The organism is Pseudomonas sp. GW821-FHT03E01 (assembly GCF_059420765.1).
The window spans coordinates 12,412-35,665 of the sequence record NZ_JBWKUI010000013.1 but is presented as its reverse complement, the minus strand read 5'-3'; the positions used below and the strand labels follow the sequence as shown (position 1 = coordinate 35,665).

General features: G+C 59.9%; 25 protein-coding genes. 17 read left to right on the top strand and 8 right to left on the bottom strand.

Features of this window, described 5'->3' with window-relative positions; all coding sequences use genetic code 11:
- Positions 1-61: 61 nt before the first annotated feature.
- The 4 genes from AC07VO_RS21435 to AC07VO_RS21420 form a co-directional block, all read right to left on the bottom strand.
- Positions 62-820 (bottom strand): collagen-like triple helix repeat-containing protein, encoded by a 759-nt coding sequence (locus AC07VO_RS21435; protein WP_064619944.1) that lies wholly within the window; start codon positions 818-820, stop codon positions 62-64.
- Complete coding sequence (locus AC07VO_RS21430) at positions 813-1,091, bottom strand: DUF1145 domain-containing protein (RefSeq protein ID WP_018926919.1); 279 nt, start codon at positions 1,089-1,091, stop codon at positions 813-815. Before AC07VO_RS21430 ends, AC07VO_RS21435 begins: the two co-directional genes overlap by 8 nt.
- Positions 1,092-1,253: 162 nt before the next feature.
- Positions 1,254-1,967, bottom strand: coding sequence for a PA1041 family peptidoglycan-binding anchor lipoprotein (locus tag AC07VO_RS21425; protein WP_028939242.1), 714 nt, complete (start codon positions 1,965-1,967; stop codon positions 1,254-1,256).
- A 90-nt stretch (positions 1,968-2,057) separates the two neighbouring features.
- On the bottom strand, positions 2,058-2,753 hold the full coding sequence (locus AC07VO_RS21420; protein ID WP_026286483.1) for a PA1041 family peptidoglycan-binding anchor lipoprotein: 696 nt from the start codon (positions 2,751-2,753) through the stop codon (positions 2,058-2,060).
- Positions 2,754-2,932: 179 nt separating this feature from the next.
- Here AC07VO_RS21420 and AC07VO_RS21415 point away from each other — a divergent pair, with 179 nt between their 5' ends.
- From AC07VO_RS21415 to AC07VO_RS21400, 4 genes are all read left to right on the top strand, one after another.
- Positions 2,933-3,430 carry a DUF6231 family protein gene (locus AC07VO_RS21415; protein WP_018926922.1) on the top strand — a complete coding sequence of 166 codons (498 nt, stop codon included), beginning with the start codon at positions 2,933-2,935 and terminating at the stop codon, positions 3,428-3,430.
- Positions 3,431-3,434: 4 nt separating this feature from the next.
- Positions 3,435-3,911 carry a YchJ family protein gene (locus AC07VO_RS21410; RefSeq protein WP_018926923.1) on the top strand — a complete coding sequence of 159 codons (477 nt, stop codon included), beginning with the start codon at positions 3,435-3,437 and terminating at the stop codon, positions 3,909-3,911.
- 88 nt (positions 3,912-3,999) lie between these two features.
- Positions 4,000-4,488: an LEA/WHy family protein gene (locus tag AC07VO_RS21405; RefSeq protein ID WP_064619955.1), complete on the top strand. Its 489-nt coding sequence runs from the start codon at positions 4,000-4,002 to the stop codon at positions 4,486-4,488.
- 5 nt (positions 4,489-4,493) lie between these two features.
- Positions 4,494-4,703 (top strand): SEC-C metal-binding domain-containing protein, encoded by a 210-nt coding sequence (locus AC07VO_RS21400; protein ID WP_007906737.1) that lies wholly within the window; start codon positions 4,494-4,496, stop codon positions 4,701-4,703.
- A gap of 193 nt (positions 4,704-4,896) precedes the next feature.
- Here the strand turns inward: AC07VO_RS21400 and AC07VO_RS21395 are convergent, their stop codons facing one another.
- On the bottom strand, positions 4,897-5,454 hold the full coding sequence (locus tag AC07VO_RS21395; protein WP_018926925.1) for a cysteine hydrolase family protein: 558 nt from the start codon (positions 5,452-5,454) through the stop codon (positions 4,897-4,899).
- Between the two features lie 201 nt (positions 5,455-5,655).
- On the opposite strand from AC07VO_RS21395, the gene AC07VO_RS21390 reads away from it, so the two are divergent.
- The 8 genes from AC07VO_RS21390 to AC07VO_RS21355 all read left to right on the top strand — a co-directional run bounded on the left by AC07VO_RS21390 (position 5,656) and on the right by AC07VO_RS21355 (position 15,568).
- Complete coding sequence (locus tag AC07VO_RS21390; RefSeq protein ID WP_064619958.1) at positions 5,656-8,106, top strand: penicillin acylase family protein; 2,451 nt, start codon at positions 5,656-5,658, stop codon at positions 8,104-8,106.
- 165 nt (positions 8,107-8,271) lie between these two features.
- Positions 8,272-9,303 carry a ligase-associated DNA damage response exonuclease gene (locus AC07VO_RS21385; protein WP_086944785.1) on the top strand — a complete coding sequence of 344 codons (1,032 nt, stop codon included), beginning with the start codon at positions 8,272-8,274 and terminating at the stop codon, positions 9,301-9,303.
- Positions 9,300-10,988, top strand: a complete 1,689-nt coding sequence (locus AC07VO_RS21380) for an ATP-dependent DNA ligase (protein ID WP_086944784.1) — start codon at positions 9,300-9,302, stop codon at positions 10,986-10,988. Before AC07VO_RS21385 ends, AC07VO_RS21380 begins: the two co-directional genes overlap by 4 nt.
- Before the next feature lie 396 nt (positions 10,989-11,384).
- On the top strand, positions 11,385-12,167 hold the full coding sequence (locus tag AC07VO_RS21375; RefSeq protein ID WP_018926930.1) for a transporter substrate-binding domain-containing protein: 783 nt from the start codon (positions 11,385-11,387) through the stop codon (positions 12,165-12,167).
- Positions 12,168-12,223: 56 nt separating this feature from the next.
- Positions 12,224-12,952 carry an ABC transporter permease gene (locus tag AC07VO_RS21370; protein WP_018926931.1) on the top strand — a complete coding sequence of 243 codons (729 nt, stop codon included), beginning with the start codon at positions 12,224-12,226 and terminating at the stop codon, positions 12,950-12,952.
- On the top strand, positions 12,949-13,659 hold the full coding sequence (locus tag AC07VO_RS21365) for an ABC transporter permease (protein ID WP_018926932.1): 711 nt from the start codon (positions 12,949-12,951) through the stop codon (positions 13,657-13,659). Before AC07VO_RS21370 ends, AC07VO_RS21365 begins: the two co-directional genes overlap by 4 nt.
- Before the next feature lie 12 nt (positions 13,660-13,671).
- Positions 13,672-14,790, top strand: a complete 1,119-nt coding sequence (locus AC07VO_RS21360) for a succinylglutamate desuccinylase/aspartoacylase family protein (RefSeq protein WP_064619966.1) — start codon at positions 13,672-13,674, stop codon at positions 14,788-14,790.
- A gap of 13 nt (positions 14,791-14,803) precedes the next feature.
- Entirely contained in the window at positions 14,804-15,568 is a 765-nt protein-coding gene (locus AC07VO_RS21355; protein WP_086944783.1) for an ABC transporter ATP-binding protein, read from the top strand.
- Between the two features lie 52 nt (positions 15,569-15,620).
- Here the strand turns inward: AC07VO_RS21355 and AC07VO_RS21350 are convergent, their stop codons facing one another.
- Positions 15,621-15,830: a hypothetical protein gene (locus AC07VO_RS21350; RefSeq protein WP_019580966.1), complete on the bottom strand. Its 210-nt coding sequence runs from the start codon at positions 15,828-15,830 to the stop codon at positions 15,621-15,623.
- 107 nt (positions 15,831-15,937) lie between these two features.
- The gene (gene dcd / locus AC07VO_RS21345; RefSeq protein WP_007904652.1) at positions 15,938-16,504 is read right to left on the bottom strand and encodes a dCTP deaminase; all 567 of its coding nucleotides are present in this window, start codon (positions 16,502-16,504) and stop codon (positions 15,938-15,940) included.
- Between the two features lie 354 nt (positions 16,505-16,858).
- On the opposite strand from dcd, the gene AC07VO_RS21340 reads away from it, so the two are divergent.
- Positions 16,859-17,068 carry a cold-shock protein gene (locus AC07VO_RS21340; RefSeq protein ID WP_002554837.1) on the top strand — a complete coding sequence of 70 codons (210 nt, stop codon included), beginning with the start codon at positions 16,859-16,861 and terminating at the stop codon, positions 17,066-17,068.
- A 150-nt stretch (positions 17,069-17,218) separates the two neighbouring features.
- Here the strand turns inward: AC07VO_RS21340 and AC07VO_RS21335 are convergent, their stop codons facing one another.
- Positions 17,219-18,226 (bottom strand): DUF481 domain-containing protein, encoded by a 1,008-nt coding sequence (locus AC07VO_RS21335; RefSeq protein WP_018926937.1) that lies wholly within the window; start codon positions 18,224-18,226, stop codon positions 17,219-17,221.
- A gap of 138 nt (positions 18,227-18,364) precedes the next feature.
- On the opposite strand from AC07VO_RS21335, the gene AC07VO_RS21330 reads away from it, so the two are divergent.
- The 4 genes from AC07VO_RS21330 (at position 18,365) to AC07VO_RS21315 (ending at position 23,175) form a co-directional block, all read left to right on the top strand.
- Positions 18,365-18,745 carry an MGMT family protein gene (locus AC07VO_RS21330; protein WP_219731186.1) on the top strand — a complete coding sequence of 127 codons (381 nt, stop codon included), beginning with the start codon at positions 18,365-18,367 and terminating at the stop codon, positions 18,743-18,745.
- Positions 18,746-18,789: 44 nt separating this feature from the next.
- The gene (locus AC07VO_RS21325; protein WP_018926939.1) at positions 18,790-20,358 is read left to right on the top strand and encodes an AmpG family muropeptide MFS transporter; all 1,569 of its coding nucleotides are present in this window, start codon (positions 18,790-18,792) and stop codon (positions 20,356-20,358) included.
- A gap of 130 nt (positions 20,359-20,488) precedes the next feature.
- Positions 20,489-22,204 (top strand): proline--tRNA ligase, encoded by a 1,716-nt coding sequence (locus AC07VO_RS21320; RefSeq protein ID WP_018926940.1) that lies wholly within the window; start codon positions 20,489-20,491, stop codon positions 22,202-22,204.
- A gap of 17 nt (positions 22,205-22,221) precedes the next feature.
- Complete coding sequence (locus AC07VO_RS21315; RefSeq protein ID WP_018926941.1) at positions 22,222-23,175, top strand: hypothetical protein; 954 nt, start codon at positions 22,222-22,224, stop codon at positions 23,173-23,175.
- The last annotated feature ends 79 nt before the right edge of the window (positions 23,176-23,254 follow it).

Here is a 23,254-nt window from a genome sequence, read left to right as displayed (position 1 = left end):
TGGGGCCGCTTCGCGACCCAGCGGGAGCAAGCTCCCTCGCCACAGGGGTTCTCGGTCGTTCTTACAACCGCTGAATGCTCACCGAGCCTGCCGCCCCGGCAGGCCCAGGCTGGCCATCGGCACCGGGGCGACCGCTCTTGCCGCCATCGGCTTTATAGACAATGCAGCCCTTGGCCTTGCCGCCCGCCCCCGGTTTGCCACCCGGTCCGGCCGCGCCACCGACTCCGCCCGCCACCTCGACCTTGATCTGCTCCGCCGGATAGTCACGCGGCACTTCCAGTCGAACCAGCGCCCCCGGCGCACCGGGTTGGCCGTCGCTGCCGTCACTGCCATCGAAGCCGCGACCGGCCTGGCCCCAGGTGCAACCCGGTGCTTGGCCGTTGGCCCCGTCAAGACCGACAAAACCCGGGGCGCCCGCGCCACCGCGAGCGTCTACCGACAATTGCGGCGCCTTCAGCGCTTTGATCTGCAGATTCAGATTGCGCCCGGAGCGGGCAGCCTTGAGATAAGTCCCGGGGGCGCCCCGCGCGGTGATCTGGCTGCCTTCGGCCAACTCGGCCCGGCTGACCTTCAACGCCAGAGCCTGTTCGCTCGGCACAATGGCGATCCGCGCTTCGCGTCCCAGGTGCAGCTCGCCGACCGTCACTTCGGTCACGTTCGAGGGAATCAGCAAGGTGCCGTAATCGGCGACTTCCAGTCGTTCCAGTTGCAGGGAGCTGGCGGTGTTGGGCAAGCGCATCAGCGAGTTGGTTTCAACACTCACCACCTGAGCGCAGGCCAATGGGCTGATAAGTGCGGCGAGCAGACAGAGTTTACGCATGGGAAGCCTTCGCAGTGGCCGGGGCCGGAATGGTTTGCAGGTGGAAAACGCCGAAAAAGACAATCTTCAGGCGATCACGCCAGGGGTGGGCTCGACCTTTGAGGCTACGATTGCAGAACACCAGCTCCAGAAGATGAGCCAGCGCCAACAGGCTGCCAGCCAGATCGACCAACAGGTGCAGTGGACGAACAAACGGTATGAGCAGATTGACCAGCACCACCAACCAGAACAGCAGGGTCAACAACTTCCCCAGCCCCCAAAACACCTTCATACGCTCCCCCGTCGAGAATTATTATTTGCACGCACCATAACGGCTTACACGCGGGATAAGCCAGAGGGCAACGGAAAATTCTTCCGAAAGGCATCGAATGGCCGCCGGGTCAACCTTGACGGCCATCCGACGGCTCTATCACGGGCCTCTTGATCACGGAGCCTAGCGATTGATGTGCAACTCCACACGACGGTTTTTTGCCCGCCCTTCTTCCGTATCATTGTCAGCCACCGGCTGGGTTTCACCCCGTCCTTCGCTGGTGAGTTTGTTCGGCGCCAGCCCCCGGCTCAACAGGTAGGCCGCCACGCTGCTGGCACGACGTTCCGACAACTTCTGGTTATAGGCGTCCGAACCCTGACTGTCGGTATGGCCGACGACCTTGACGCTTACCACATCGGCACTCTGCAATTTGGGCATCAACGAATCCAGCTCGCTGCGTGCCTCGGGCGTCAGGTCGGATTTGTTGTACGCGAACAACACATTACTACTCAGCGTGATGACTTCGGATACCGGCGGTTCAGCAGGTTTTACGCTGGCCGGATATTGCGGTAGCGGGCAACCGTGATGATCGACAGGTGTATTGGCAGGCGTATCGGGGCAACGATCGCGTCGATCGAAAACACCATCACCGTCCTCGTCGCCATCCTGGGCGTAACAGACCAAGCCACCGGTCAAGATACCGAGCGCCGCTCCACCTGCCGCCCAACCGCCACTTTCGATCGCGCCCAGACCGCCGCCAACCAGTCCGCCAATGACACTGCAGATCGGCCAGGTACGTTGATTCAAGGGGGCGGTGCCATCGCTGTGAGTCGCGCAGCCGGTCAGAAGACTACCAAGCAGTAGAACCGGCAAGACGGTCCTTGTGAGAACGCTCATTGTGAATGCTCCTGTGTCACCGGCCCATACCGGTCACACAGGAGTAAAGACCCGCATCCGCGACTGCACAAGCCGCGGAATACAAGGGGGTTAGCGGTCGATTTTGATTTCCGTACGCCGGTTCAGCGCACGGCCTTCAGCGGTTTTGTTATCGGCCACCGGCTGGCTTTCACCGGCACCGGTCACAGACACGAAACTGCTGCGTGGCACGCCTTGGGAAATCAGGTACTCCACCACCGAATGGGCGCGTTTGTCCGACAGTTTCTGGTTGTATTTATCGCTGCCGACGCTGTCGGTATGACCGGTCACGGTCAACCGGGCGCTGGCGGGCTCCTGTTTCAGGCGCGTAGCAACGGTGTTGAGTACCTCTTTATCGGAAGGAGTGAGCTTGGACGAGTCGAACTGGAAGTGAACATCACGGATAACGATGACTTCTTCCTTGACCACCGCCTTCTCTTCGACCACCGGCGCAGGCGCGGGTGGAGGACAGCCGTCGGCATCGACTCGCACGCCTCTCGGTGTGTGAGGGCACTTGTCGCGGCTGTCCGGCACACCATCGCCGTCTTCGTCGCCATCGCCATGCACCCAGCAATAAGCCGCTGCCGTGCCGCCGACCAGCAGTGCGCCATACCCCGCCCATGAAGAGCTCTCTGTCGCACCGAGCCCTGCACCGACGACACCACCGACCGCCGCACAGGTCGGCCAGTCGGTTTTCTGCAAACCTGCGCAACCAGTTAACACACTGGTTAGCAGAACCAAAGGTAATGCTGTCCGAACTATGCTCATCTAGTTTTCTCCTGAGGGATCGGCTAATAACCGATTTCAAGGAGTAAAGACCGGACTTTTAATCTCCGCCAGCAATAGGCCATTGCTGTTTTGCCTTATGTTCACGGAAGATCGGCGCTTTTTGCTTAAACACGCTCGACAAGACACGTTAATCTTGGCGTTCTGATTGAGGATCTTCGATGACTGCAAGTATTTCTTCGCGCACGCCCCAGCAGGCGTTGGCCGCATTGCTTGATCGTTACGCCCCGACGCGTCTGTTGCTGATTGGCGCCAGTGAGTTCCCCGCGCTCGAGGCATTCAAACTCGCGCACCCGGATAGCATCGTGGCTTTTGCCGCACCCGGAGCATTGCCGGCCGAACTGGCGGCGCAGCGGTTTGATCTGGCGCTGGTGGTCGATTGCCTCGAACACTTACCCAAGCGCGACGGCCTGAATCTGCTCGGCGGGATACGCAACCTCAATGCCAGTCGCATTGCGGTGTTGGCCGACTTGCCCGCCAGCGGTTGGCAGGAGACGGATTTTTTCTCCCTGGCCCTGCAAGCCAGCGAACGCTTCCAGCGCGACGATCAAGTGTTGACGTTGTTTACCTACGATCTGCTTGACTACAAACAGGTACCCGACTGGCTCAACTCACGCTTCTGGGCCAATCCGGAAAACTTCGGGAAATACTGGTGGTAACGCAATGAGTACATCCATTTGCCCTTGCGGCAGCGGCACGCTGCTCGATGCCTGCTGCGGTCATTACCATGCCGGCCATCCGGCCCCCAGCGCCGAAGTCCTGATGCGTTCGCGCTACAGCGCCTATGTGCTGGGGCTGGTCGACTATCTGGTGGCCACCACCCTGCCCGCGCAACAGGCCGGCCTGGATCGCCAGTCGATCAGCGACTGGAGCGCCCAGAGCACCTGGCTGGGCCTGGAAGTGGAAGGCGCCGAGGTCTTCGGCGGCCAGCCGGAGCACGCCTTCGTCACCTTCACCGCTCGCTGGCACGACGGCAGCGGCGAACACAGCCACCGCGAACGTTCGTCATTCGTGCAGAACGCCGGCCGCTGGTACTTCATCGACCCTACGGTGCCGCTCAAGGCCGGGCGCAACGATGCGTGCCCGTGCGCCAGCGGGCAGAAGTTCAAGAAGTGCTGCGCGAGTTATTTCGGCGCTTGAGGTGCCCCCTGTAGCAGCTGCCGAAAGCTGCGTTCGGCCGTAGCAGCTGCTACAGCGAGGCAGCTGCTACAAAGGGAGAAACACGACCATGATCACCGGACGATTCGCGCTCTATCTGTTCACTTTGCTGCTTCTGTTTTCAGGAGTCGGCGGCTGCGCCTCATGGTTCAGCAACGACTTGCCAGACCCGCAAGTGCATCTGGTCAAGGTCGAGGTGGTCCGGGCCAAGTTGCTGGAGCAGAAATTCCTGCTGCATTTTCGCGTCGACAACCCCAATGACGAAGACCTGACGGTGCGCGCCCTGGAATATCGCATTCATCTGGGGGACGTCCTGCTGACCGAAGGCGAGCACGAACATTGGTTCACCGTCGGCCCCAAGCACAGTGCCTACTTCAAGGTGCCGATCCGAACCAACCTGTGGCCCAGGGTTCGGGATGTGGTGAAACTGCTGAAAAAACCCGAGCAACCGATTCCCTATCGTCTGGAAGGCACACTTGAAACCGGTTTATTCATCGCGCACTACGTGCACCTGGCGCGCAATGGCGTGATAATCGCCGCCGATTTAATTCCGGAGTGACCCCGATGACCCAGCAACCCCACGTCCATGGCCCTGACTGCAACCACGATCATGACCATCACGACCACCATGATCACGACCATGGCCATGTCCACGGCCCAAACTGCGGCCACGCCCACCAGGAACCGGTGCGCAACGCCCTGAAAGACGTCGGTCGCAACGACCCTTGCCCCTGCGGCAACGGCAAGAAATTCAAGAAGTGCCACGGGGCTTGAGGATTCGGGCGAATAACTTCTTCGCCTGTTGAATCGCCAATCCCTGTAGGAGCGAGGCTTGCCCGCGAAAAGGGCGCCACGATCAATCAGAAAAACCGCGTCATCGTTCTTCGCGGGCAAGCCTCGCTCCTACAAGTTGATCTGCACCCCAAAAGTTGGACACCAATCCTAATTTTGGGGTCAGTTCAAGGTTTCAGTCGTTCATGAGAATGCTCGCGGCGCTAACGACCGTCGCATATTCCCCATGCAGATTCCCCAGCGACATCGCATGCACTTCTTCAGCTGAATGGGCATTGCCGAAAAAGTCCGCCTTGTCGAAGGTAAAGCACGCATCCTCCACAACCCACGCCTCAAACCCCAGATTCCCAGCCGTTCGCGCCGTGGATTCCACCGAGTTGTGCGTCGCCACGCCAACGATGATCAACTGATCGATCCCCGCCTCGCGCAAACTCGCTTCCAGCCCGGTCGAGCAAAACGCATCCGGCACTTGTTTCTGTATCAGCCACTCACCGATCGATGGCTGGAAGCGCTCCTGAAACTCCACCCCCGATTGCTGCGGCCAGAACACCGAATCCACAGAGCGGGACAGGTGCTGCACATGAATCACCGGCCGCCCGGTGCGACGCCAATGCCCCAATAACTCCAGGATGCGCTCTTCGGCCTGAGGGTTGTTTCGACGGCCCAACTTGGGATGCAGGATGCCTTTTTGTTGATCGATGATGATCAGCGCCGCGTTTGTCTTAAGTTCCATGCCGACTTTTCCCATGCGAGGCCATTGAATTTGCCGCACTTCAGCATCGCCTCTTGCTACCGGCAAGCCATCAAACGCAAACAGGACGACCTGATGCCGGCGATCACCGAAAAGAAATAACCCAGCCGCCGCTTGCGCGTCCACCTCCTGCTCACTAACGTAGCGCCTTTGTCGCGTCACTACCCCCGCAGGAGCTTTGCCATGGCCTCGCCAGCCCTTACACATTTTCTTCCCCGGTTCGGCGTTGCCGCAGCAGTGGCCGGTGTTTTGAGCCTGACCGGTTGTCAGACATGGAACGCCCAGGACACCCTCCCGCCCACCTCCGGCGTGCAAGCGCTGAAGGGCCTGGCGCAAAACGTTTCGGTTCGCCGCAATGCCATGGGCATGCCGCTGATCGAGAGCAACAGCTTCCACGATGCGCTGTTCACCCTCGGCTACGTGCACGCCAGCGACCGCATCAGCCAAATGGTCACTCTGCGCCTGTTGGCCCAGGGCCGTCTGGCGGAAATGTCCGGCGCGGACCTGCTCGATGCCGACCGCTACATGCGTGCGGTCAACCTGAAGAAAAGCGCGGATGAGCTGTATAAGGCCTCGTCGCCACGCCTCAAGCGTTTCTTCGAAGTCTATGCCCGCGGGGTCAACGCCTACCTGTTCCGCTACCGCGACAAGCTGCCGGCGGACCTCGCGGCCACCGGCTACAAGCCTGAGTACTGGAAACCGGAAGATTCGGCGCTGATGTTCTGCCTGCTGAACTTCAGCCAGTCGGCGAACCTGCCGGAAGAAATTTCCTCGCTGATGCTGGCCCAGACTGTCAGCACCGACAAACTGGCGTGGCTGACCCCGTCCGCTCCCGACGAAAAACTGCCGGTGGCTGAAGCGGATAAACTTCAGGGCATCAAACTCACCGGGCAAATCCCGGGGCTGAGCGAAATCAGCAAAGCCACTGGTCAACTGTCGGATCTGAATCTGCTGAGCGCTACCTCCTCGAACAACTGGGCGATCGCCCCGCAACGCAGCCGCAGCGGTAAGAGCCTGCTGGCCAGCGACAGCCATGGACCGTTGGGCGTCCCGTCGCTGTTCAGTTACGTGCAGATTCGCGCGCCGAAATACCAGGCCTCCGGCGTAACCATTGCCGGGTTACCGATGGTGCTCGCTGGTTTCAACGGCAAAGTGGCGTGGAGCATGACCTCGGTCATGGGCGACAACCAGGACGTGTTCCTGGAAAAAATCAAACGCCAGGGCAATGGCCTTTCCTACGAAGTGGGCGGCAAATGGCAGCCGGCGATCGTGCGCAACGAAACCTATTTCGTCAAAGGCCAGCGGCCGATTCGCGAAGCGGTGTACGAAACCCGCCATGGGCCACTGCTCAACAGCGCCCAGGGCACGGCGCTGGCGAATGGTTTCGGCCTGGCCCTGCAGGCGCCGGACTTCACCGATGACAAAACCCTGGACGCCTTTTTCGACCTGTCCCGGGCGCAGAGTACCGAGAGAGCGTCGGACGCTAGCCGTGAAATCCGCGCCATCGCCCTGAATCTGGTGTTTGCCGATGCCAGCAATATCGGCTGGCAAGTCACCGGTCGCTACCCGAACCGTCGCGAAGGCGAAGGCTTGCTGCCGTCGCCGGGCTGGGAAGGTCGCTACGACTGGGACGGTTACGCCGACCCGATGCTCCATCCGTATGACCAGGACCCGGCGCAGGGCTGGCTCGGCACCGCCAACCAGCGGGTCATTCCCCATGGCTACGGCATGCAGCTGTCCAATTCCTGGGCGGCGCCGGAGCGTGGCGAACGCATGGCCGAACTGGCGGGCGTGGGCAAACACGACACCCGCAGCCTGATCGCCATGCAATACGACCAGACCACCACCTTCGCCGCCAAGCTGAAGAAGATGTTTGAAGCGCCGGGCATGGCCCAGCCACTCAAGCAGGCCATCGAAGCGTTGCCGGTGGCCGATCGCGGCAAGGCTCGCGAGGCGTATACCCGCTTGATGGCCTTCGACGGCAAACTCAGCCCGACCTCCGCCGACGCGGCGATTTACGAGCTGTTCCTGCAGGAAAGCACCAAACAGATTTTCCTCGACGAACTGGGCCCGGAAAGCAGCCCGGCGTGGAAAGCCTTTATCGCCAACGGCAAATTATCCTACGCGGCCCAGGCCGATCATCTGCTTGGGCGTGAGGACAGTCCGTTCTGGGATGACGTGCGCACCGCGCAGAAAGAAGACAAACCGGCGATCCTGGCCCGTAGCCTGGCGGCTGCGATCAGCGCGGGTGACAGCCAGTTGGGCGGCGATCACAAAGCCTGGCAGTGGGGCAAACTGCACCGCTACGAGTGGAAAAACGCCAGCGGCCAGACCGTGCGCGGTCCGCTGGCGGCCGGCGGCGATCACACTACGCTCAACACCGCCTCGTTCGCCTGGGGTCAGGACTTCAACACCACGCAGGCCCCGGCCATGCGCTTTATTGTCGACTTCGGCCAGGCCGAACCGCTGATGGGCCAGAACGCTACCGGCCAATCCGGCAACCCGGCCAGCCCGCACTATCTCGACAGCGTCGATCCATGGCTCAAGGGTCAATACATGAGCCTGCCGATGCAGCCGCAGAACTTTGACAAGGTGTATGGCAAGACGCGGTTGACGCTGACGCCTGGCAAGTAACATCAAAAGATCGCAGCCTGCGGCGGCGCCTACAGGGGATTCGCACCCATCTGTAAGCGCTGCCGCAGGCTGCGATCTTTTGTTATTAATCTCTGTGAAAATAAATAGAACTTCTCGTTTCGGGCAAACCTCCTAGCTAATAGGCCTCTCCATTCTGGTAACAATATGGACCTTGTTATCGCACGTCCTGAAGGTTTGTACTGCCCGCCCGGGGATTTCTATATCGACCCGTGGCGCCCCGTCGAGCGCTCAATCATCACCCACGCTCATAGCGACCATGCTCGCCGTGGCAACCAACACTATCTGGCGGCGGCACCGGGTGCGGGCATTCTGCGCGCGCAGCTGGGCCAGGACATCAACCTGCAAACGCTGCCCTATGGCGAGCCATTGCTGCACCATGGCGTAAAACTGAGTTTTCACCCCGCAGGCCACATGCTCGGCTCAGCCCAGGTGCGGCTGGAATGCGGCGGTGAGGTTTGGGTCGCCTCCGGTGATTACAAAACAGAGCCCGACGGCACCTGTGCACCGTTCGAACCGGTGCGCTGTCACACCTTCATCACAGAATCGACGTACGGCCTGCCAATTTACCGTTGGCAACCCCAGGCGCAGATCCTTGCCGAGATCAATCAGTGGTGGCAGTCCAACGCCGCAGTCGATAAAACCAGCGTGCTGCTCTGTCATGCTTTCGGCAAGGCTCAGCGGATTCTTCATGGCCTCGATGCCGGCCTGGGCCCCATCCTGGTGCATGGTGCGGTTGAGCCGATCAATCAGTTTTATCGTCAGAGCGGCATTCATTTACCGCCAACGATTTATGCCAGCGAAGTAAAAAAGCAGGACCCGATGATGCGCAAAGCTCTGGTCCTCGCGCCGCCTGCAACGGGTACCGGCAATTGGGTACGGCGCTTCGGCGACTACAGCGATGGCCTCGCCAGCGGCTGGATGCGTTTGCGCGGCACGCAGCGGCGGCATGGCGTGGATCGTGGTTTCGTGTTGTCCGATCACGCCGATTGGCCCGGCCTGCTCTGGACCATCGAACAGTCCGGGGCCGAACGGGTGAAGGTCACCCATGGATCGATCGGAGTGCTGGTACGGCATCTGCGCGAACAGGGCCTCGATGCCATGGGGTTGCGCACCGAATACGGCGACGATGAGAACAATGCAGCCTTCGAACCCGAGAGCGCCGAGGTGCAGGCATGAAAGCCTTCGCCGAGCTGTATGCCGAACTCGATGCCACCACCTCAAGCGACGCCAAACTGGCGGCGATGCAGCATTACTTCGCCCAGGCCACGCCCGAAGATGCCGCCTGGGCGGTGTATTTGCTGGCCGGCGGGCGGCTTCGGCAATGGGTGCCGGTACGGGTGCTGCGCGACATGGCAATCGCGTGTTCCGGGCTCTCGCCCTGGTTGTTCGAGGAAAGCTACCAGGCGGTGGGTGATCTGGCGGAAACCATTTCGCTGGTGCTGCCCGAAACGCCTCACACGTCTACCGACAGACTGACGGTGTGGATTGAGGACAAACTGTTGCCACTGCGCAGCGCGCCCCCGCGGGTCCTCGCTGAACGCCTGCCCGCGCTGTGGGCGCAACTGGATCGCCAGGGCCTGATGCTGTGCATCAAACTGATCACCGGCAGTTTCCGTGTCGGTGTCTCCAAATCGCTGGTCACCCGCGCCGTGGCAGCAATGGCCGGGCTCGACGGCAAACGCGTGGCCCAGCGACTGGTGGGTTACACCGACCCGTCGCACCGCCCGAATGCCGCCAGTTACCTGAAGCTGATTGCCCCCGAAGCACCCGATGAACACGACCAACGGGGTGGCCAACCCTACCCGTTCTTCCTTGCCCATGCGTTGTCGCAACCGGTTGAGCAGTTCGAAGCGCTGCTCGGCCCGGCCAGCCAATGGCAAGTGGAGTGGAAATGGGACGGCATCCGCGCCCAAGTGGTCAAGCGCGATGGGCGCTTGTGGGTCTGGTCGCGAGGCGAAGAACTGGTGACCGAACGGTTCCCCGAACTGGGCAGCCTGATTCACGACTTGCCCGACGGCACGGTGATCGACGGTGAAATCGTCGCCTGGAAAACCGCGCCCTCGGGCTCTGGGAACGCTTGCGAGCGGCAATCGCCTGCGTCGCTGGCGGTGCAGCCTTTCGCCCTGCTGCAAAAACGCAGCAGCCGTCACACGCTGGACAAGAAAATCCTCGATGAGGTGCCCGTGGTCATTCAGGCCTTTGACCTGCTCGAATGGCAGGGCCAGGATTTGCGCAACCAGACTCAGGCCATGCGCCGCACTCAGTTGGAACACCTCATCACCACCTGCGCAAACCCGGTGTTACTTGCCTCGCCCATGTTGATCGGCGAAGACTGGTTCGACCTCGCCCGCCAACGGGAAGCCTCTCGCAAACTGAAGGTCGAAGGCATGATGCTCAAGGCCCGCGATGCGCAGTATGGCGTCGGGCGGAACAAAGAAACGGGTGTGTGGTGGAAATGGAAAGTCGACCCGTTCAGTGTCGATGCGGTGCTGATCCATGCGCAGCAGGGTCATGGCCGCCAGGCCAGTCTCTACACTGATTACACTTTCGCCGTTTGGGACGGCCCACCCTGTGCCTGCGAGCGGACACTGGTGCCTTTCGCCAAGGCCTACTCCGGGTTGACCAACGAAGAAATCCGCCAGATCGACAGCCTCGTGCGCAAGACCACGGTGGAAAAGTCCGGATCTGTGATCCGTGTGAAACCAAGCCTGGTGTTTGAGCTGGGATTCGAGAGCATTGCCCCGTCGAAACGGCACCCGAGCGGGATTGCAGTGCGGTTTCCCCGGATATTGCGTTGGCGGCAGGACAAGTCGGTGGAAGAAGCTGACAGCCTGGCGACGTTGCGGGATTTACTGGCTTGACCCGACTCTTGTGGCCCTGCCTTTGTAGCAGCTGGCGAAGCCTGCGTTCGGCGGCGCAGCCGTCGTGCATCCAGCTGATGCGGTCCGCCTGACGCACCGCAAGTTCTGATTTTGCGACTGCTGCCCAGCCGAACGCAGCCTCGCAGGCTCGACAGCTGCTACACAAATAGCATCAAGATTTAATGGGTATCAGCTTCCCTGTGCACCATCCAGACGCAAGAATCTGGCAGCGCCCGTTTTCGTGCACAAATCGCGCTTTGCCATTTCCTGTGTCACCTTTTAAAACGCTTGTTCGGGACTCTGGTTCGGAAATTGCTACTTTTAATAGGTCTTACGCTTTTCAGTAACAGTACTTCTGCGCCACAAGCGCTCATATTGGTTCTTAGGGATTGAATAATGAAAAAAGCATTGCTGACCCTTTCTGCACTGGCGTTGTGCATGGCTGCCGGCTCCGCGCTGGCAAAGGAATACAAAGAATTGCGTTTTGGTGTTGACCCTTCCTATGCGCCGTTCGAATCCAAGGCAGCCGACGGCAGCCTGGTGGGCTTCGACATCGACCTGGGCAATGCAATCTGCGCCGAGCTGAAGGTCAAGTGCAAATGGGTCGAAAGCGATTTCGACGGCATGATTCCAGGCCTCAAGGCCAATAAATTCGACGGTGTGATCTCTTCGATGACCGTCACGCCGGCTCGCGAAAAAGTCATCGACTTCTCCAGTGAGCTGTTCTCCGGCCCTACCGCCTACGTGTTCAAGAAGGGCTCCGGCCTCACCACTGACGTCGCCACGCTGAAGGGTAAAACCGTCGGTTACGAGCAAGGCACCATTCAGGAAGCCTATGCCAAAGCCGTGCTGGACAAGGCCGGCGTGAAAACCCAGGCCTACGCCAACCAGGATCAGGTGTATTCCGACCTGACTTCCGGTCGTCTCGACGCCGCGATCCAGGACATGCTGCAAGCCGAACTGGGCTTCCTGAAGTCGCCAAAAGGCGCCGATTACGAAGTCAGCAAGCCTGTCGACAGCGAATTGCTGCCAGCCAAAACTGCTGTCGGTATCTCGAAAGGTAACAAAGACCTCAAGGCACTTCTGGACAAAGGTATCAAAGCGTTACACGACGATGGCACCTACGCCACCATTCAGAAGAAACACTTTGGCGATCTGAATCTGTACAGCGGCAAGTAATGCCCGGCGCCCATCTCGCGATGGGCGCTTTTTTCACCCGATCAGGTTGCTGATTTATGTTTGAAAACCTATTACAAAACCTGGGGCTCTCAGCCTTCAGCCTTCAGGGCTTCGGTCCGTTGCTGTTGGAAGGCACTTGGATGACCATCAAATTATCGGTGTTGTCGCTGTTGGTGGCCGTGTTGCTCGGCCTGCTGGGCGCCAGTGCCAAGCTGTCAAAAGTCAAACTGCTGCGCGTGCCGGCGCAGATCTACACCACGCTGATTCGCGGGGTACCAGACCTGGTGCTGATGCTGCTGATCTTCTACAGCCTGCAAACCTGGCTGACCTCGTTAACCGACCTCATGGAATGGGAATACATCGAGATCAACCCGTTCAGCGCCGGGGTCATCACCCTGGGCTTCATTTATGGCGCGTACTTCACCGAAACGTTCCGCGGGGCGATCCTCGCCGTGCCACGGGGCCAGGTCGAAGCCGCCACCGCCTATGGCCTCAAACGTGGCCAGCGTTTCCGTTTCGTGGTGTTCCCGCAAATGATGCGCTTCGCCCTGCCGGGCATCGGCAACAACTGGATGGTGATGCTCAAGGCCACCGCGCTGGTCTCGATCATCGGCTTGGCCGACCTGGTCAAGGCGGCGCAGGACGCCGGTAAAAGCACCTATCAACTGTTCTATTTCCTGGTGCTGGCCGCATTGATCTACTTGCTGATCACCAGTGCCTCCAACGTCGTCCTGCGCTGGCTCGAACGCCGCTACGCCGCCGGTGCCCGGGAGGCCGTACGATGATCGAACTCTTGCAGGAATACTGGAAACCCTTCCTTTATACCGACGGCTACAACATCACCGGCCTGGCCATGACCATGTGGCTGCTCAGTGCGTCGATCTTCATCGGCTTTCTGGTGTCGATCCCGCTGTCCATCGCCCGGGTTTCCCCCAAGCTCTACCTGCGCTGGCCGGTGCAGTTCTACACCTATCTGTTTCGGGGTACGCCGCTCTATATTCAGCTGCTGATCTGTTACACCGGCATCTACAGTCTGGCGGCCGTGCGCGCGCAGCCCGTCCTTGATGCGTTCTTTCGCGATGCGATGAACTGCACGATCCTGGCTTTTGCCCTGAACACCTGTGCCTACACCACGGAAATCTTCGCCGGGGCGATTCGCAGCATGAACCACGGTGAAGTCGAAGCGGCCAAAGCCTACGGGCTGACCGGCTGGAAGCTGTACACCTACGTGATCATGCCGTCGGCGCTGCGTCGCTCGCTGCCTTACTACAGCAACGAAGTGATCCTGATGCTGCACTCGACCACCGTGGCGTTCACCGCGACCATCCCGGATGTCCTGAAAGTCGCGCGCGACGCCAACTCGGCGACCTTCCTGACCTTCCAGTCGTTCGGCATCGCCGCGCTGATCTACCTGACCGTTACCTTTGCGCTGGTCGGCCTGTTCCGCCTCGCCGAACGCCGATGGCTGGCCTTCCTCGGGCCGACTCACTAGGACAATTCGTACATGCGCCACCAGATTCATGACCTGCTGGCCCCACTGCCGGGGACCGTGCGACAGATCCACAGCTTTCACTTCGGCCCCCAGGCGGCCAAAGGCAAGATCTACATCCAGTCCTCCCTGCACGCCGATGAACTGCCCGGCATGCTGGTGGCCTGGCACCTCAAACAGCGTCTGGCGGAGCTGGAAGCCGCCGGCCGGCTGCGCAGCGAAATCGTGCTGGTGCCCGTGGCCAACCCGGTCGGCCTGGAACAAGTGTTGATGGACGTTCCATTGGGCCGTTACGAGCTGGAAAGCGGGCAGAACTTCAATCGCTGGTTCGTCGACTTGAGTGAAGAAGTCGGCAACGAGATCGAAGGCTTGCTGGGCGACAATCCACAACGCAACCTCGAACTGATCCGCAGCAGCCTGCGCGACGTATTGGCGCGCCATACCGCCAGCACGCAACTGCAATCCCAACGCCTGACCCTGCAACGACTGGCTTGCGATGCGGACATGGTGCTGGACCTGCATTGCGATTTCGAAGCCGTGGCACACCTCTACACCACGCCCGAAGCCTGGCCTCAGGTCGAGCCGCTGGCGCGTTACATCGGTGCCGAAGCCAGCCTGTTGGCCACCGACTCTGGTGGCCAGTCATTCGATGAATGCTTCACCCTGCTCTGGTGGCAGTTGAAAGAACGCTTCGGCGAGCATTTCGATATTCCGCTGGGCAGCTTTTCGGTCACCGTCGAATTGCGCGGTCAGGGCGACGTTAATCACCCGTTGGCCAGCCTCGACTGCCAAGCGCTTATCGATTATCTGATTCACTTCGGCGCGATTGCCGGTGAGCCGGCGCCCTTACCGGAACTGCCCTACCCGGCCACGCCGCTGGCCGGCGTCGAACCGGTCGCGACACCCGTGGGCGGACTGCTGGTGTTTACGGTCCTGCCCGGGGAATACCTGGAGGCCGGGCAGCTGATCGCCGAAGTCATCGACCCGATCAATGATCGCGTCACCCCTGTTCATTGCACCGTCGCCGGGCTGATGTACGCCCGTTCGCTGCGGCGCATGGCCACTGCCGGCATGGTAATCGCCCACGTCGCGGGCACCGAAGCCTATCGCAGCGGCTATCTACTTTCGCCTTGAGGATGCATGCCCCATGTACAAACTGACCATCGAAGGCCTGCATAAAAGCTATGGCGATCATCAGGTGCTCAAAGGCGTTTCGCTCAAGGCCAAAACCGGCGACGTTATCAGCCTGATCGGCGCCAGCGGCTCGGGCAAAAGCACCTTTTTGCGCTGCATCAACTTTCTAGAGCAACCCAACGACGGCACCATGAGCATGGACGGCCGGAACATCCGCATGGCCAAGGACCGTCACGGCATCCATGTGGCCGACCCCGATGAGCTGCAACGGATCCGCACCCGCCTGGCCATGGTGTTCCAGCACTTCAACCTGTGGAGCCACATGACGGTGCTGGAAAACATCACCATGGCCCCGCGGCGGGTGCTCGGTTGCACCAAGGCAGAAGCCGAGGACCGCGCCCGACGTTACCTCGACAAGGTTGGCCTGGCGCCGCGTGTGGCGGATCAGTACCCGGCGTTCCTGTCGGGCGGTCAGCAACAACGGGTGGCCATTGCCCGTGCGCTGGCCATGGAACCTGAAGTCATGCTGTTCGACGAACCAACCTCAGCACTCGACCCGGAACTGGTGGGCGAAGTGCTCAAGGTAATTCAGGGCCTGGCCGAGGAAGGCCGGACCATGATCATGGTCACCCATGAAATGAGCTTCGCCCGCAAAGTGTCGAGCCAGGTGCTGTTCCTGCATCAGGGGCTGGTGGAAGAAGAAGGCGCGCCGGAAGACGTGCTGGGCAATCCGAAGAGTGAGCGGTTGAAGCAGTTCTTGAGCGGCAACCTCAAGTAAAACGCCACCTTCCCGTGGGAGCGAGCGATGCTCGCGCCCACAAAAGCGGGTATCAGACCACAGGTGCGGGAGGTGGCTCATCCGGCAGGGTGGGCTCTCCGGGTTCTGTCGGATCTTCATTGGGGGTGTCGGGATCAGGCTGATGGGGGATGCCCCCTGCCATGCTGACTGGCGGATGCGCCAACAAGGACCAGGCCAGCACACCAACCTGATTGGGCTCGAGCCTTGCCAGTTCGGCACTTATTCGCGGATCGATCTTCATGAAGCACTCCTGAGCGATGGCCCGATCCGCCTTGCGCGAATCGGAGCGGTACACCCCATAGAGTGTACGCCCGCCCAGGAATTCCAACGGTTTGTCAGACGGTTGACTCAGGTACGCGGCAAGGTCACGCCACGCTGCCCCTGATACTTGCCGCCACGGTCCTTGTAGGACACTTCACATTCCTCGTCGGACTCGAGGAACAGCATCTGCGCCACGCCTTCGTTGGCGTAGATCTTCGCCGGCAGGTTGGTGGTGTTCGAGAACTCCAGGGTCACATGGCCTTCCCACTCGGGCTCGAGCGGAGTCACGTTGACGATGATGCCGCAGCGGGCGTAGGTGCTCTTGCCCAGACAGATGGTCAATACGTTGCGCGGAATGCGGAAGTATTCGACGGTACTGGCCAGGGCGAAAGAGTTTGGTGGGATGATGCACACGTCGCTGTGGATGTCGACGAAGCTGCCAGCGTCGAAGTTTTTCGGATCGACGATGGCCGAATTGATGTTGGTGAACACCTTGAAATGATTGGTGCAACGCACATCGTAGCCGTAGCTCGACACACCATAGGAGATCACACGACTGTCGTCACTGCCGCGCACCTGACGTTCCACGAAAGGCTCGATCATGCCGTGCTCTTGCGCCATGCGGCGAATCCACTTGTCCGATTTGATGCTCATGGCGGGTGTCCTGAATAGCGAGGCGGAAAAATTCTGTCCGGCATCTTACCGGGCAGGCGCTCCGGGTTCAAAGTCTGGGAGACAATTCTCGCCGTTCCCCCGTGAATTCCGGGGCCTCACCGCCATGTTATTAACCGTCAGTCATTAAAAAAGAGAAACCTTCGCAAGAACCATTGGCACGTTCCGGAAAAAGGGTTAAGGTGGCGCCACTGTGCTGCTTGTGTCACTGAGAATCTCTACACGATATGTTGAATTTCGATCCAACCATCTACAAGAATTTTTCCTGCTCTTTGCACTCAGTCTCGGCCAGGGTTCTTCCTGAGTCGCAGTTATCTTTGTTCAAGGAGTTACACCATGTCTAATCGCCAAACCGGTACCGTTAAGTGGTTCAACGATGAAAAAGGCTTCGGCTTCATCACTCCACAATCCGGTGACGACCTGTTCGTTCACTTCAAAGCTATCCAATCCGACGGCTTCAAAAGCCTGAAAGAAGGCCAACAGGTTTCTTTCATCGCTACCCGCGGTCAGAAAGGCATGCAAGCTGAAGAAGTTCAAGTTATCTAACTTGTACTTGCTTTAGTAAAAGGCCCCGCCCTTAAAAGCGGGGCTTTTTTGTGCCTGTGTGTTTTGTGAGGCAACAAAAAATCGCACCCTTCGGCGGCACCCACAAGTGTGGAGCTGCCGAAGACTGCGATCTTTTGATCTTCCAGCGTGTTACCAGGCCACGCCAAACCCTGCGGTATATCGGGTCTTGCTCAGGTCAGCCTCATCGCTGCCGCTGATAATGTCTCTCTCAGCCTTCAGATTCAGCGATGCCCAATCAGTGACTTTGTAGCGCAGACCGACCTCGGCATCGAGGGCGTAATCCGCGACACCCGACAAAGGCTTACCCACCTCACCCTTGGTGAAGAACTCAACCTTCTTGCCGACCAGATAACGGTTGTAGTCCCACTTCATCGCCAAGGAATAGAAATTTTCCTTGCGGCCATTGGAATACTCATAGTCGGTGTTATTCAAGAGCGACCCTAGGGAGAAGGCGCCCAGTTCGTCATCCCAGAACTGATAACCGGGGCCGGTACCGATGGTGCGCTGCCGGGACAGCTCTTCGACCTTGTCGCGCTTGTAATTCAAACGACCTTGCCAGAACCACTTATCGGTAAGGAATCGGTCCAGAGAATACTCGGCACGCCAGTTATCAGTGGTAACGACGCTATCCTGGAACTCGCGGTTGTACTCACCTTCCGCCGTATGACGCCACCGACCATGACGCGCGCTGGTTTTGAAGCCGACATCATAATCATCGGTATCTTTTTCGGCCCGCCGATAATCCAGGGCCATGTCGACATTACCCTTCCACACCAAATCCTCGACCACCGGCTTGGGCTTGAGCATCTGCTGAATGCTGGCCAACTCCACAGTCTTGGGGCCATCGCCGTTGGCCAGGATGACCTTGCCGTCCTCCGCCGCATGCAGCGACTTGGCCTTCTCGCCAGTGTAAGCATCCTGTTTGACCAACATTTGCTGATCGCTTTCCAGGGTTTTGACCTCTTTCCAGTCAATCGGAACCGCACCGGCATACGGGGTCTGGATCAACAGCTTGCCGCCATCGAAGAGCGTAATCTTGCCGCTCAGCTTGTCACCGTTCTTCAACCAGACCGTATCGGCGAGCAAGGGAGTGGATGCACTGACGACAGCGAGGCACAGTAAGGTTCTGGGCAACATAAGCGAATCAAAAGCTCAACTTTGCGAAAAAAAATCGGCATTATTCTTGGAAATAAGGCCCTGGCAAGGACTGACCCGGCTATTTCTATTGAGTTCATTTCTCAACTGACAATCCAGGATTTACCCTACAGACGGTCAATGCGTATTTTTTTCAGGAACCCGGACGTGACCGACTCAACCGCTGAAACCGAAAGCGCAGCGCAAATCCGACGCACGGCGCTCTACCTGACCCTGGCACAAGTGCCCGAGGGCAAAGTCGTGAGTTACGGTCAGCTCGCCGAACTGGCGGGACTGGGTCGCGCCGCCCGCTGGGTCGGGCGAACATTGAGCCAACTGCCCGGTGACACTAAATTGCCCTGGCATCGCGTGCTGGGTGCCGGCGGTCGGATCAGCCTGCCTGCAGGCAGCCCTTCAGGGGATGAACAGCGGGCCCGATTGCGCATGGAAGGCATCAGTGTTCTGAACAATCGTGTTGATATTCAGCGCCATGGCTGGCGCCCGGTAGAGCACAGCGGTTAGAGTGCGCGCTTTGTTTCCGTAATTCTTGAGGCAGACTCCAGCCCATGCCCCGTAAAACCTGGCGCGCCGCGCTCGCCGCCTATGCCAGCCCCTCGACGCTCGTGCTGTTGCTGCTTGGTTTCGCCGCCGGCCTGCCCTACATGCTGGTGTTTTCGACGCTTTCAGTCTGGCTGCGCGAGGCCGGTGTTGCCCGCGAAACCATCGGCTATGCAAGCCTGATCGGCCTGGCCTACGCCTTTAAATGGGTCTGGTCCCCGCTGCTCGACCAGTGGCGCCTACCCCTGCTCGGCAAGCTGGGCCGACGACGCTCCTGGCTGGTGCTGGCCCAGGCACTGGTGATCCTCGGCCTGATCGGCATGGGTTTCTGCGACCCGCAAAAACACCTGTCCTGGCTGATCGCCATCGCTGTGGTAGTCGCCTTTGCTTCGGCAACGCAAGACATTGCCATCGACGCCTATCGCCTGGAAATCGTCGACGATACCCGCCAGGCTGCACTGGCGGCCAGCTACATGGCCGGTTATCGGGTCGCGGCCCTGCTGGCAACGGCGGGCGCGCTGTTTTTTGCCGAAGGCTTCGGCTCCACCGGTTTCAACTACAAACATGCGGCGTGGACTGGCACCTATCTGCTGTTCGGCATCTTGATGATCCCGGCGCTGCTGACCTCCTTCTTCATGCGCGAACCGCCGGTGCCACTGCGCACTCAGCTTCAGGCCGGACGCTACAGCTTCGTGCACCAGCTGGCGTCGGTGTTCGTGCTGATCGTACTGCTGGTGTCCGTACCGGCCATGTTCACCCAGTTCTACAACACCGACTTCGCCAGCGTGCTATTCAACGGCGTCAGCCTGCTCGACCTGTTGCTCGAAGACCGCGCATTCCTGCGGGCAATCCTCTATACCACGCTCACCGCCCTGTGCTTGTCGGCCATGGGCCGCCGTGGCCTGGCGCCGGTGCTGACGCCGGTCAACGACTTCATTCTGCGTTACCGCTGGCAAGCCCTGCTGCTGCTTGGGCTGATCGCCACCTACCGGATGTCCGATACGGTCATGGGCGTGATGGCCAACGTGTTCTACATCGACCAAGGGTTCACCAAGGATCAGATTGCCAGTGTCAGCAAGATTTTCGGCCTGATCATGACATTGGTCGGCGCCGGTATGGGCGGCCTGCTCATCGTGCGCTTCGGCATTCTGCCCATTCTGTTCATCGGCGGTGCCGCATCGGCGGCCACTAACCTGCTGTTCCTGATGCTCACGGACATGGGCGCCAATCTGCGGATGCTGATCGTCACCATTTCCCTGGACAACTTCAGCTCGGGCCTGGCGACTTCGGCGTTCGTCGCTTACCTGTCGAGCCTGACCAACCTCAAATTCTCCGCGACCCAGTACGCCCTGCTCAGCTCGATCATGCTCTTGTTGCCTCGCCTGATCGGCGGCTATTCAGGGGTCATGGTGGAAAAATTCGGCTACCACAACTTCTTCCTGATCACTGCCCTGCTGGGCGTTCCGACGCTGCTGTTGATCGCCTTGCACTGGTTCCAGGAAAACCGCCGTGCCGGTCCGACCCCGACACCTGAACCGGCTCAGACCCCGGTCACGGAAGAATCGCAGCCTCTTTGATACAGGACGCAGAGGGCGAGCAGATTCTCGCCCTCCAGCCACACAGCCGGCCGCACGCCTGTACGCCAGCAGATCTCGCCCGTACAATGCCCCATTACTTCTCGTTATCAGCAACCGACAACGGCCAACCATGCGCACCAGTCAATTTTTGCTCGCCACACAGAAAGAAACGCCTTCCGACGCGGTCGTCATCAGCCATCAGCTGATGCTGCGCGCCGGCATGATCCGCAAACTCGCCTCGGGCCTGTACACCTGGCTGCCGATGGGCTTGCGAGTGATGCGCAAGGTCGAAGCCATCGTGCGTGAAGAAATGAACGCCGCCGGTTCTCTCGAAGTGTTGATGCCGAGCACTCAACCGGCTGAGCTGTGGCAGGAATCGGGTCGCTGGGAAGAATACGGCCCTGAATTGCTGCGTTTCAAGGATCGCCACGGTCGCGACTTCTGCGCCGGCCCGACTCACGAAGAGGTCATCACCGACCTGATGCGCAACGAGTTGAGCAGCTACAAACAGCTGCCGATCAACCTGTATCAGATCCAGACCAAGTTCCGTGACGAAATCCGCCCACGCTTCGGTTTGATGCGTGGCCGCGAATTCATCATGAAGGACGCCTATTCGTTCCACGCCGACCAGGCATCGCTGCAGGTCACCTACGACCGCATGCACCAGGCGTACTGCAACGTGTTCACCCGCCTGGGCCTGAAATTCCGTCCGGTTGAAGCCGACAACGGCTCCATCGGTGGCGCCGGTTCCCACGAGTTCCACGTACTGGCCGAGTCCGGCGAAGACGACATCGTCTTCAGCAACGGTTCCGACTACGCCGCGAACATCGAGAAAGCCGAAGCCGTACCGCGGGAAACCTCTCGTCCACTGCCTGCCGAAGAGCTGCGTCTGGTCGACACGCCGAACGCCAAGACCATTGCGCAACTGGTCGAAGGCTTCAACCTGCCGATCGAAAAAACCATCAAGACCCTGGTGGTGCACGCTGAAGAGAAAGGCAAGCTGATTGCCCTGATCATCCGTGGCGACCACGAACTGAACGAAATCAAGGCCGCCAACCAGCCTGGCGTTGCCAGCCCACTGGTCATGGCTTCCGAGGCCGAACTGCGCGACGCCATTGGCGCCGGCGCCGGTTCCCTCGGCCCGCTGAACCTGCCGCTGCCGATCATCATCGACCGTTCCGTCGAGCTGATGAGCGACTTCGGCATCGGTGCCAACATCGACGACAAGCACTACTTCGGCGTGAACTGGGAGCGCGATCTGCCGGTTCCGACCGTTGCCGACCTGCGCAACGTTGTCTCCGGCGACCCAAGCCCTGACGGCAAAGGCACGTTGGAAATCAAGCGCGGCATCGAAGTCGGGCACATCTTCCAGCTGGGCAACAAGTACAGCAAAGCGATGAAGTGCGAAGTGCTGGGCGAGAACGGCAAACCGGTCACCCTGGAAATGGGCTGCTACGGCATTGGTGTATCCCGCGTAGTAGCTGCCGCCATCGAACAGAACAACGACGAGAACGGGATCATCTGGAGCGACGCTCTGGCCCCGTTCCAGATTGCTCTGGTACCGCTGCGCTACGAAACCGAACAGGTTCGCGAAGCCACCGACAAGCTCTACGCAGAACTGACTGCCGCCGGCTTCGACGTGCTGCTGGACGACCGCGACAAGAAAACCAGCCCGGGCATCAAGTTCGCGGACATGGAGCTGATCGGCATTCCACACCGGATCGTGGTCAGTGACCGCGGCCTCGCCGACGGCAATCTGGAATACAAGAGCCGTACCGAAGCCGAGGCGCAAGCGCTGCCGGTTGCTGACGTGCTGTCTTTCCTCCAGGCCCGTATCCGCCGCTGACACCAGATAGAGACGTCATGTTCAAGCGAAACACCTTAGGCCTCGGTGGTGCCGCCCTGTGCGGCACCCTGCTGGTCAGCGGCTGTGCCAATCACATGTCACAACGCAGCGAGCACGAGGAGCGGGTCGAGCGTAAGTTGCTCGATCACAGCCTGCAGATCGATGTCGGCGAGCCCAAAGTGCTGGAGCTGCCGCAACGCCGGGTGAAAATCCACGAGCAGAAGACCTTCGAAGTCACCGAGTTCGAAGTCACACGCCACTATGACCGCTACACGCCTTACCAACCCTGGAGGGAGATCTATGAGATCCCGCTGGGGGCGGTGGCCGTAGTGGCCGGCATCGGTGCGAACGTGGTCAACGTGTTCGCCCTCGGTAATCTGCCGGACAGCGTGACGAAGGATTGGCTCAGCTATGGTTTTGCCGGGCTCAACCCGTTCATGAACGTGCAGTCTCACGGTCGCGCGCAGCAGAACCTGGCGGGCATCGACGAAGTCCAGCGTGACAAGCGCACGGAATACTCGAGTCTGCCCTGGAGCGAGCGTCCGGTGCAGGTCAAGGCCGGCAAGGACACGTTCGAGCTGAGCACCGACCGCAACGGTGTGTTGCGCCTGAACCTGCTGGACAGCCCGTTCGCCGAACATGACCTCAATCATCTGGGCAAGCTGCAGATCAGTGTCGAGGACAACAAGGACGATGTGCACACCGACTCGTCACTGGCGATCAGTAACAACTTGCGCGGCAAGCTGCTCGAAGCCCATGGGCTGATTTACGACGATCTCGAAGACGACGAGGTGAGCCAGTGGGTGCACCGGGTCAAGCGCCTGTCGGAACTGGGCCTGGAAGAAGAAGCCAGCGAATTGGAACAGAGCCTGATCGAACTGACCCGCAACGATCCCGAGTTGCAGGCTGAGTTTCTCAAGTCACTGACCAAGGATGCCGGGCGACTGGTGGCGGATCCGGGGCCGAATTAAGGCCTATTAAAAGATCGCAGCCTTCGACGGCTCCTACATTGGATGGAGTACACCCTGTAGGAGCTGCCGAAGGCTGCGA

Excerpts from the sequence above, each read along its gene's own strand:
- AC07VO_RS21435 (WP_064619944.1), bottom strand. The coding sequence starts at position 820 with ATGCGTAAACTCTGTCTGCTCGCCGCACTTATCAGCCCATTGGCCTGC.
- AC07VO_RS21430 (WP_018926919.1), bottom strand. The coding sequence starts at position 1,091 with ATGAAGGTGTTTTGGGGGCTGGGGAAGTTGTTGACCCTGCTGTTCTGG.
- AC07VO_RS21425 (WP_028939242.1), bottom strand. The coding sequence starts at position 1,967 with ATGAGCGTTCTCACAAGGACCGTCTTGCCGGTTCTACTGCTTGGTAGT.
- AC07VO_RS21420 (WP_026286483.1), bottom strand. The coding sequence starts at position 2,753 with ATGAGCATAGTTCGGACAGCATTACCTTTGGTTCTGCTAACCAGTGTG.
- AC07VO_RS21415 (WP_018926922.1), top strand. The coding sequence starts at position 2,933 with ATGACTGCAAGTATTTCTTCGCGCACGCCCCAGCAGGCGTTGGCCGCA.
- AC07VO_RS21410 (WP_018926923.1), top strand. The coding sequence starts at position 3,435 with ATGAGTACATCCATTTGCCCTTGCGGCAGCGGCACGCTGCTCGATGCC.
- AC07VO_RS21405 (WP_064619955.1), top strand. The coding sequence starts at position 4,000 with ATGATCACCGGACGATTCGCGCTCTATCTGTTCACTTTGCTGCTTCTG.
- AC07VO_RS21400 (WP_007906737.1), top strand. The coding sequence starts at position 4,494 with ATGACCCAGCAACCCCACGTCCATGGCCCTGACTGCAACCACGATCAT.
- AC07VO_RS21395 (WP_018926925.1), bottom strand. The coding sequence starts at position 5,454 with ATGGAACTTAAGACAAACGCGGCGCTGATCATCATCGATCAACAAAAA.
- AC07VO_RS21390 (WP_064619958.1), top strand. The coding sequence starts at position 5,656 with ATGGCCTCGCCAGCCCTTACACATTTTCTTCCCCGGTTCGGCGTTGCC.
- AC07VO_RS21385 (WP_086944785.1), top strand. The coding sequence starts at position 8,272 with ATGGACCTTGTTATCGCACGTCCTGAAGGTTTGTACTGCCCGCCCGGG.
- AC07VO_RS21380 (WP_086944784.1), top strand. The coding sequence starts at position 9,300 with ATGAAAGCCTTCGCCGAGCTGTATGCCGAACTCGATGCCACCACCTCA.
- AC07VO_RS21375 (WP_018926930.1), top strand. The coding sequence starts at position 11,385 with ATGAAAAAAGCATTGCTGACCCTTTCTGCACTGGCGTTGTGCATGGCT.
- AC07VO_RS21370 (WP_018926931.1), top strand. The coding sequence starts at position 12,224 with ATGTTTGAAAACCTATTACAAAACCTGGGGCTCTCAGCCTTCAGCCTT.
- AC07VO_RS21365 (WP_018926932.1), top strand. The coding sequence starts at position 12,949 with ATGATCGAACTCTTGCAGGAATACTGGAAACCCTTCCTTTATACCGAC.
- AC07VO_RS21360 (WP_064619966.1), top strand. The coding sequence starts at position 13,672 with ATGCGCCACCAGATTCATGACCTGCTGGCCCCACTGCCGGGGACCGTG.
- AC07VO_RS21355 (WP_086944783.1), top strand. The coding sequence starts at position 14,804 with ATGTACAAACTGACCATCGAAGGCCTGCATAAAAGCTATGGCGATCAT.
- AC07VO_RS21350 (WP_019580966.1), bottom strand. The coding sequence starts at position 15,830 with ATGAAGATCGATCCGCGAATAAGTGCCGAACTGGCAAGGCTCGAGCCC.
- dcd (WP_007904652.1), bottom strand. The coding sequence starts at position 16,504 with ATGAGCATCAAATCGGACAAGTGGATTCGCCGCATGGCGCAAGAGCAC.
- AC07VO_RS21340 (WP_002554837.1), top strand. The coding sequence starts at position 16,859 with ATGTCTAATCGCCAAACCGGTACCGTTAAGTGGTTCAACGATGAAAAA.
- AC07VO_RS21335 (WP_018926937.1), bottom strand. The coding sequence starts at position 18,226 with ATGTTGCCCAGAACCTTACTGTGCCTCGCTGTCGTCAGTGCATCCACT.
- AC07VO_RS21330 (WP_219731186.1), top strand. The coding sequence starts at position 18,365 with ATGCGTATTTTTTTCAGGAACCCGGACGTGACCGACTCAACCGCTGAA.
- AC07VO_RS21325 (WP_018926939.1), top strand. The coding sequence starts at position 18,790 with ATGCCCCGTAAAACCTGGCGCGCCGCGCTCGCCGCCTATGCCAGCCCC.
- AC07VO_RS21320 (WP_018926940.1), top strand. The coding sequence starts at position 20,489 with ATGCGCACCAGTCAATTTTTGCTCGCCACACAGAAAGAAACGCCTTCC.
- AC07VO_RS21315 (WP_018926941.1), top strand. The coding sequence starts at position 22,222 with ATGTTCAAGCGAAACACCTTAGGCCTCGGTGGTGCCGCCCTGTGCGGC.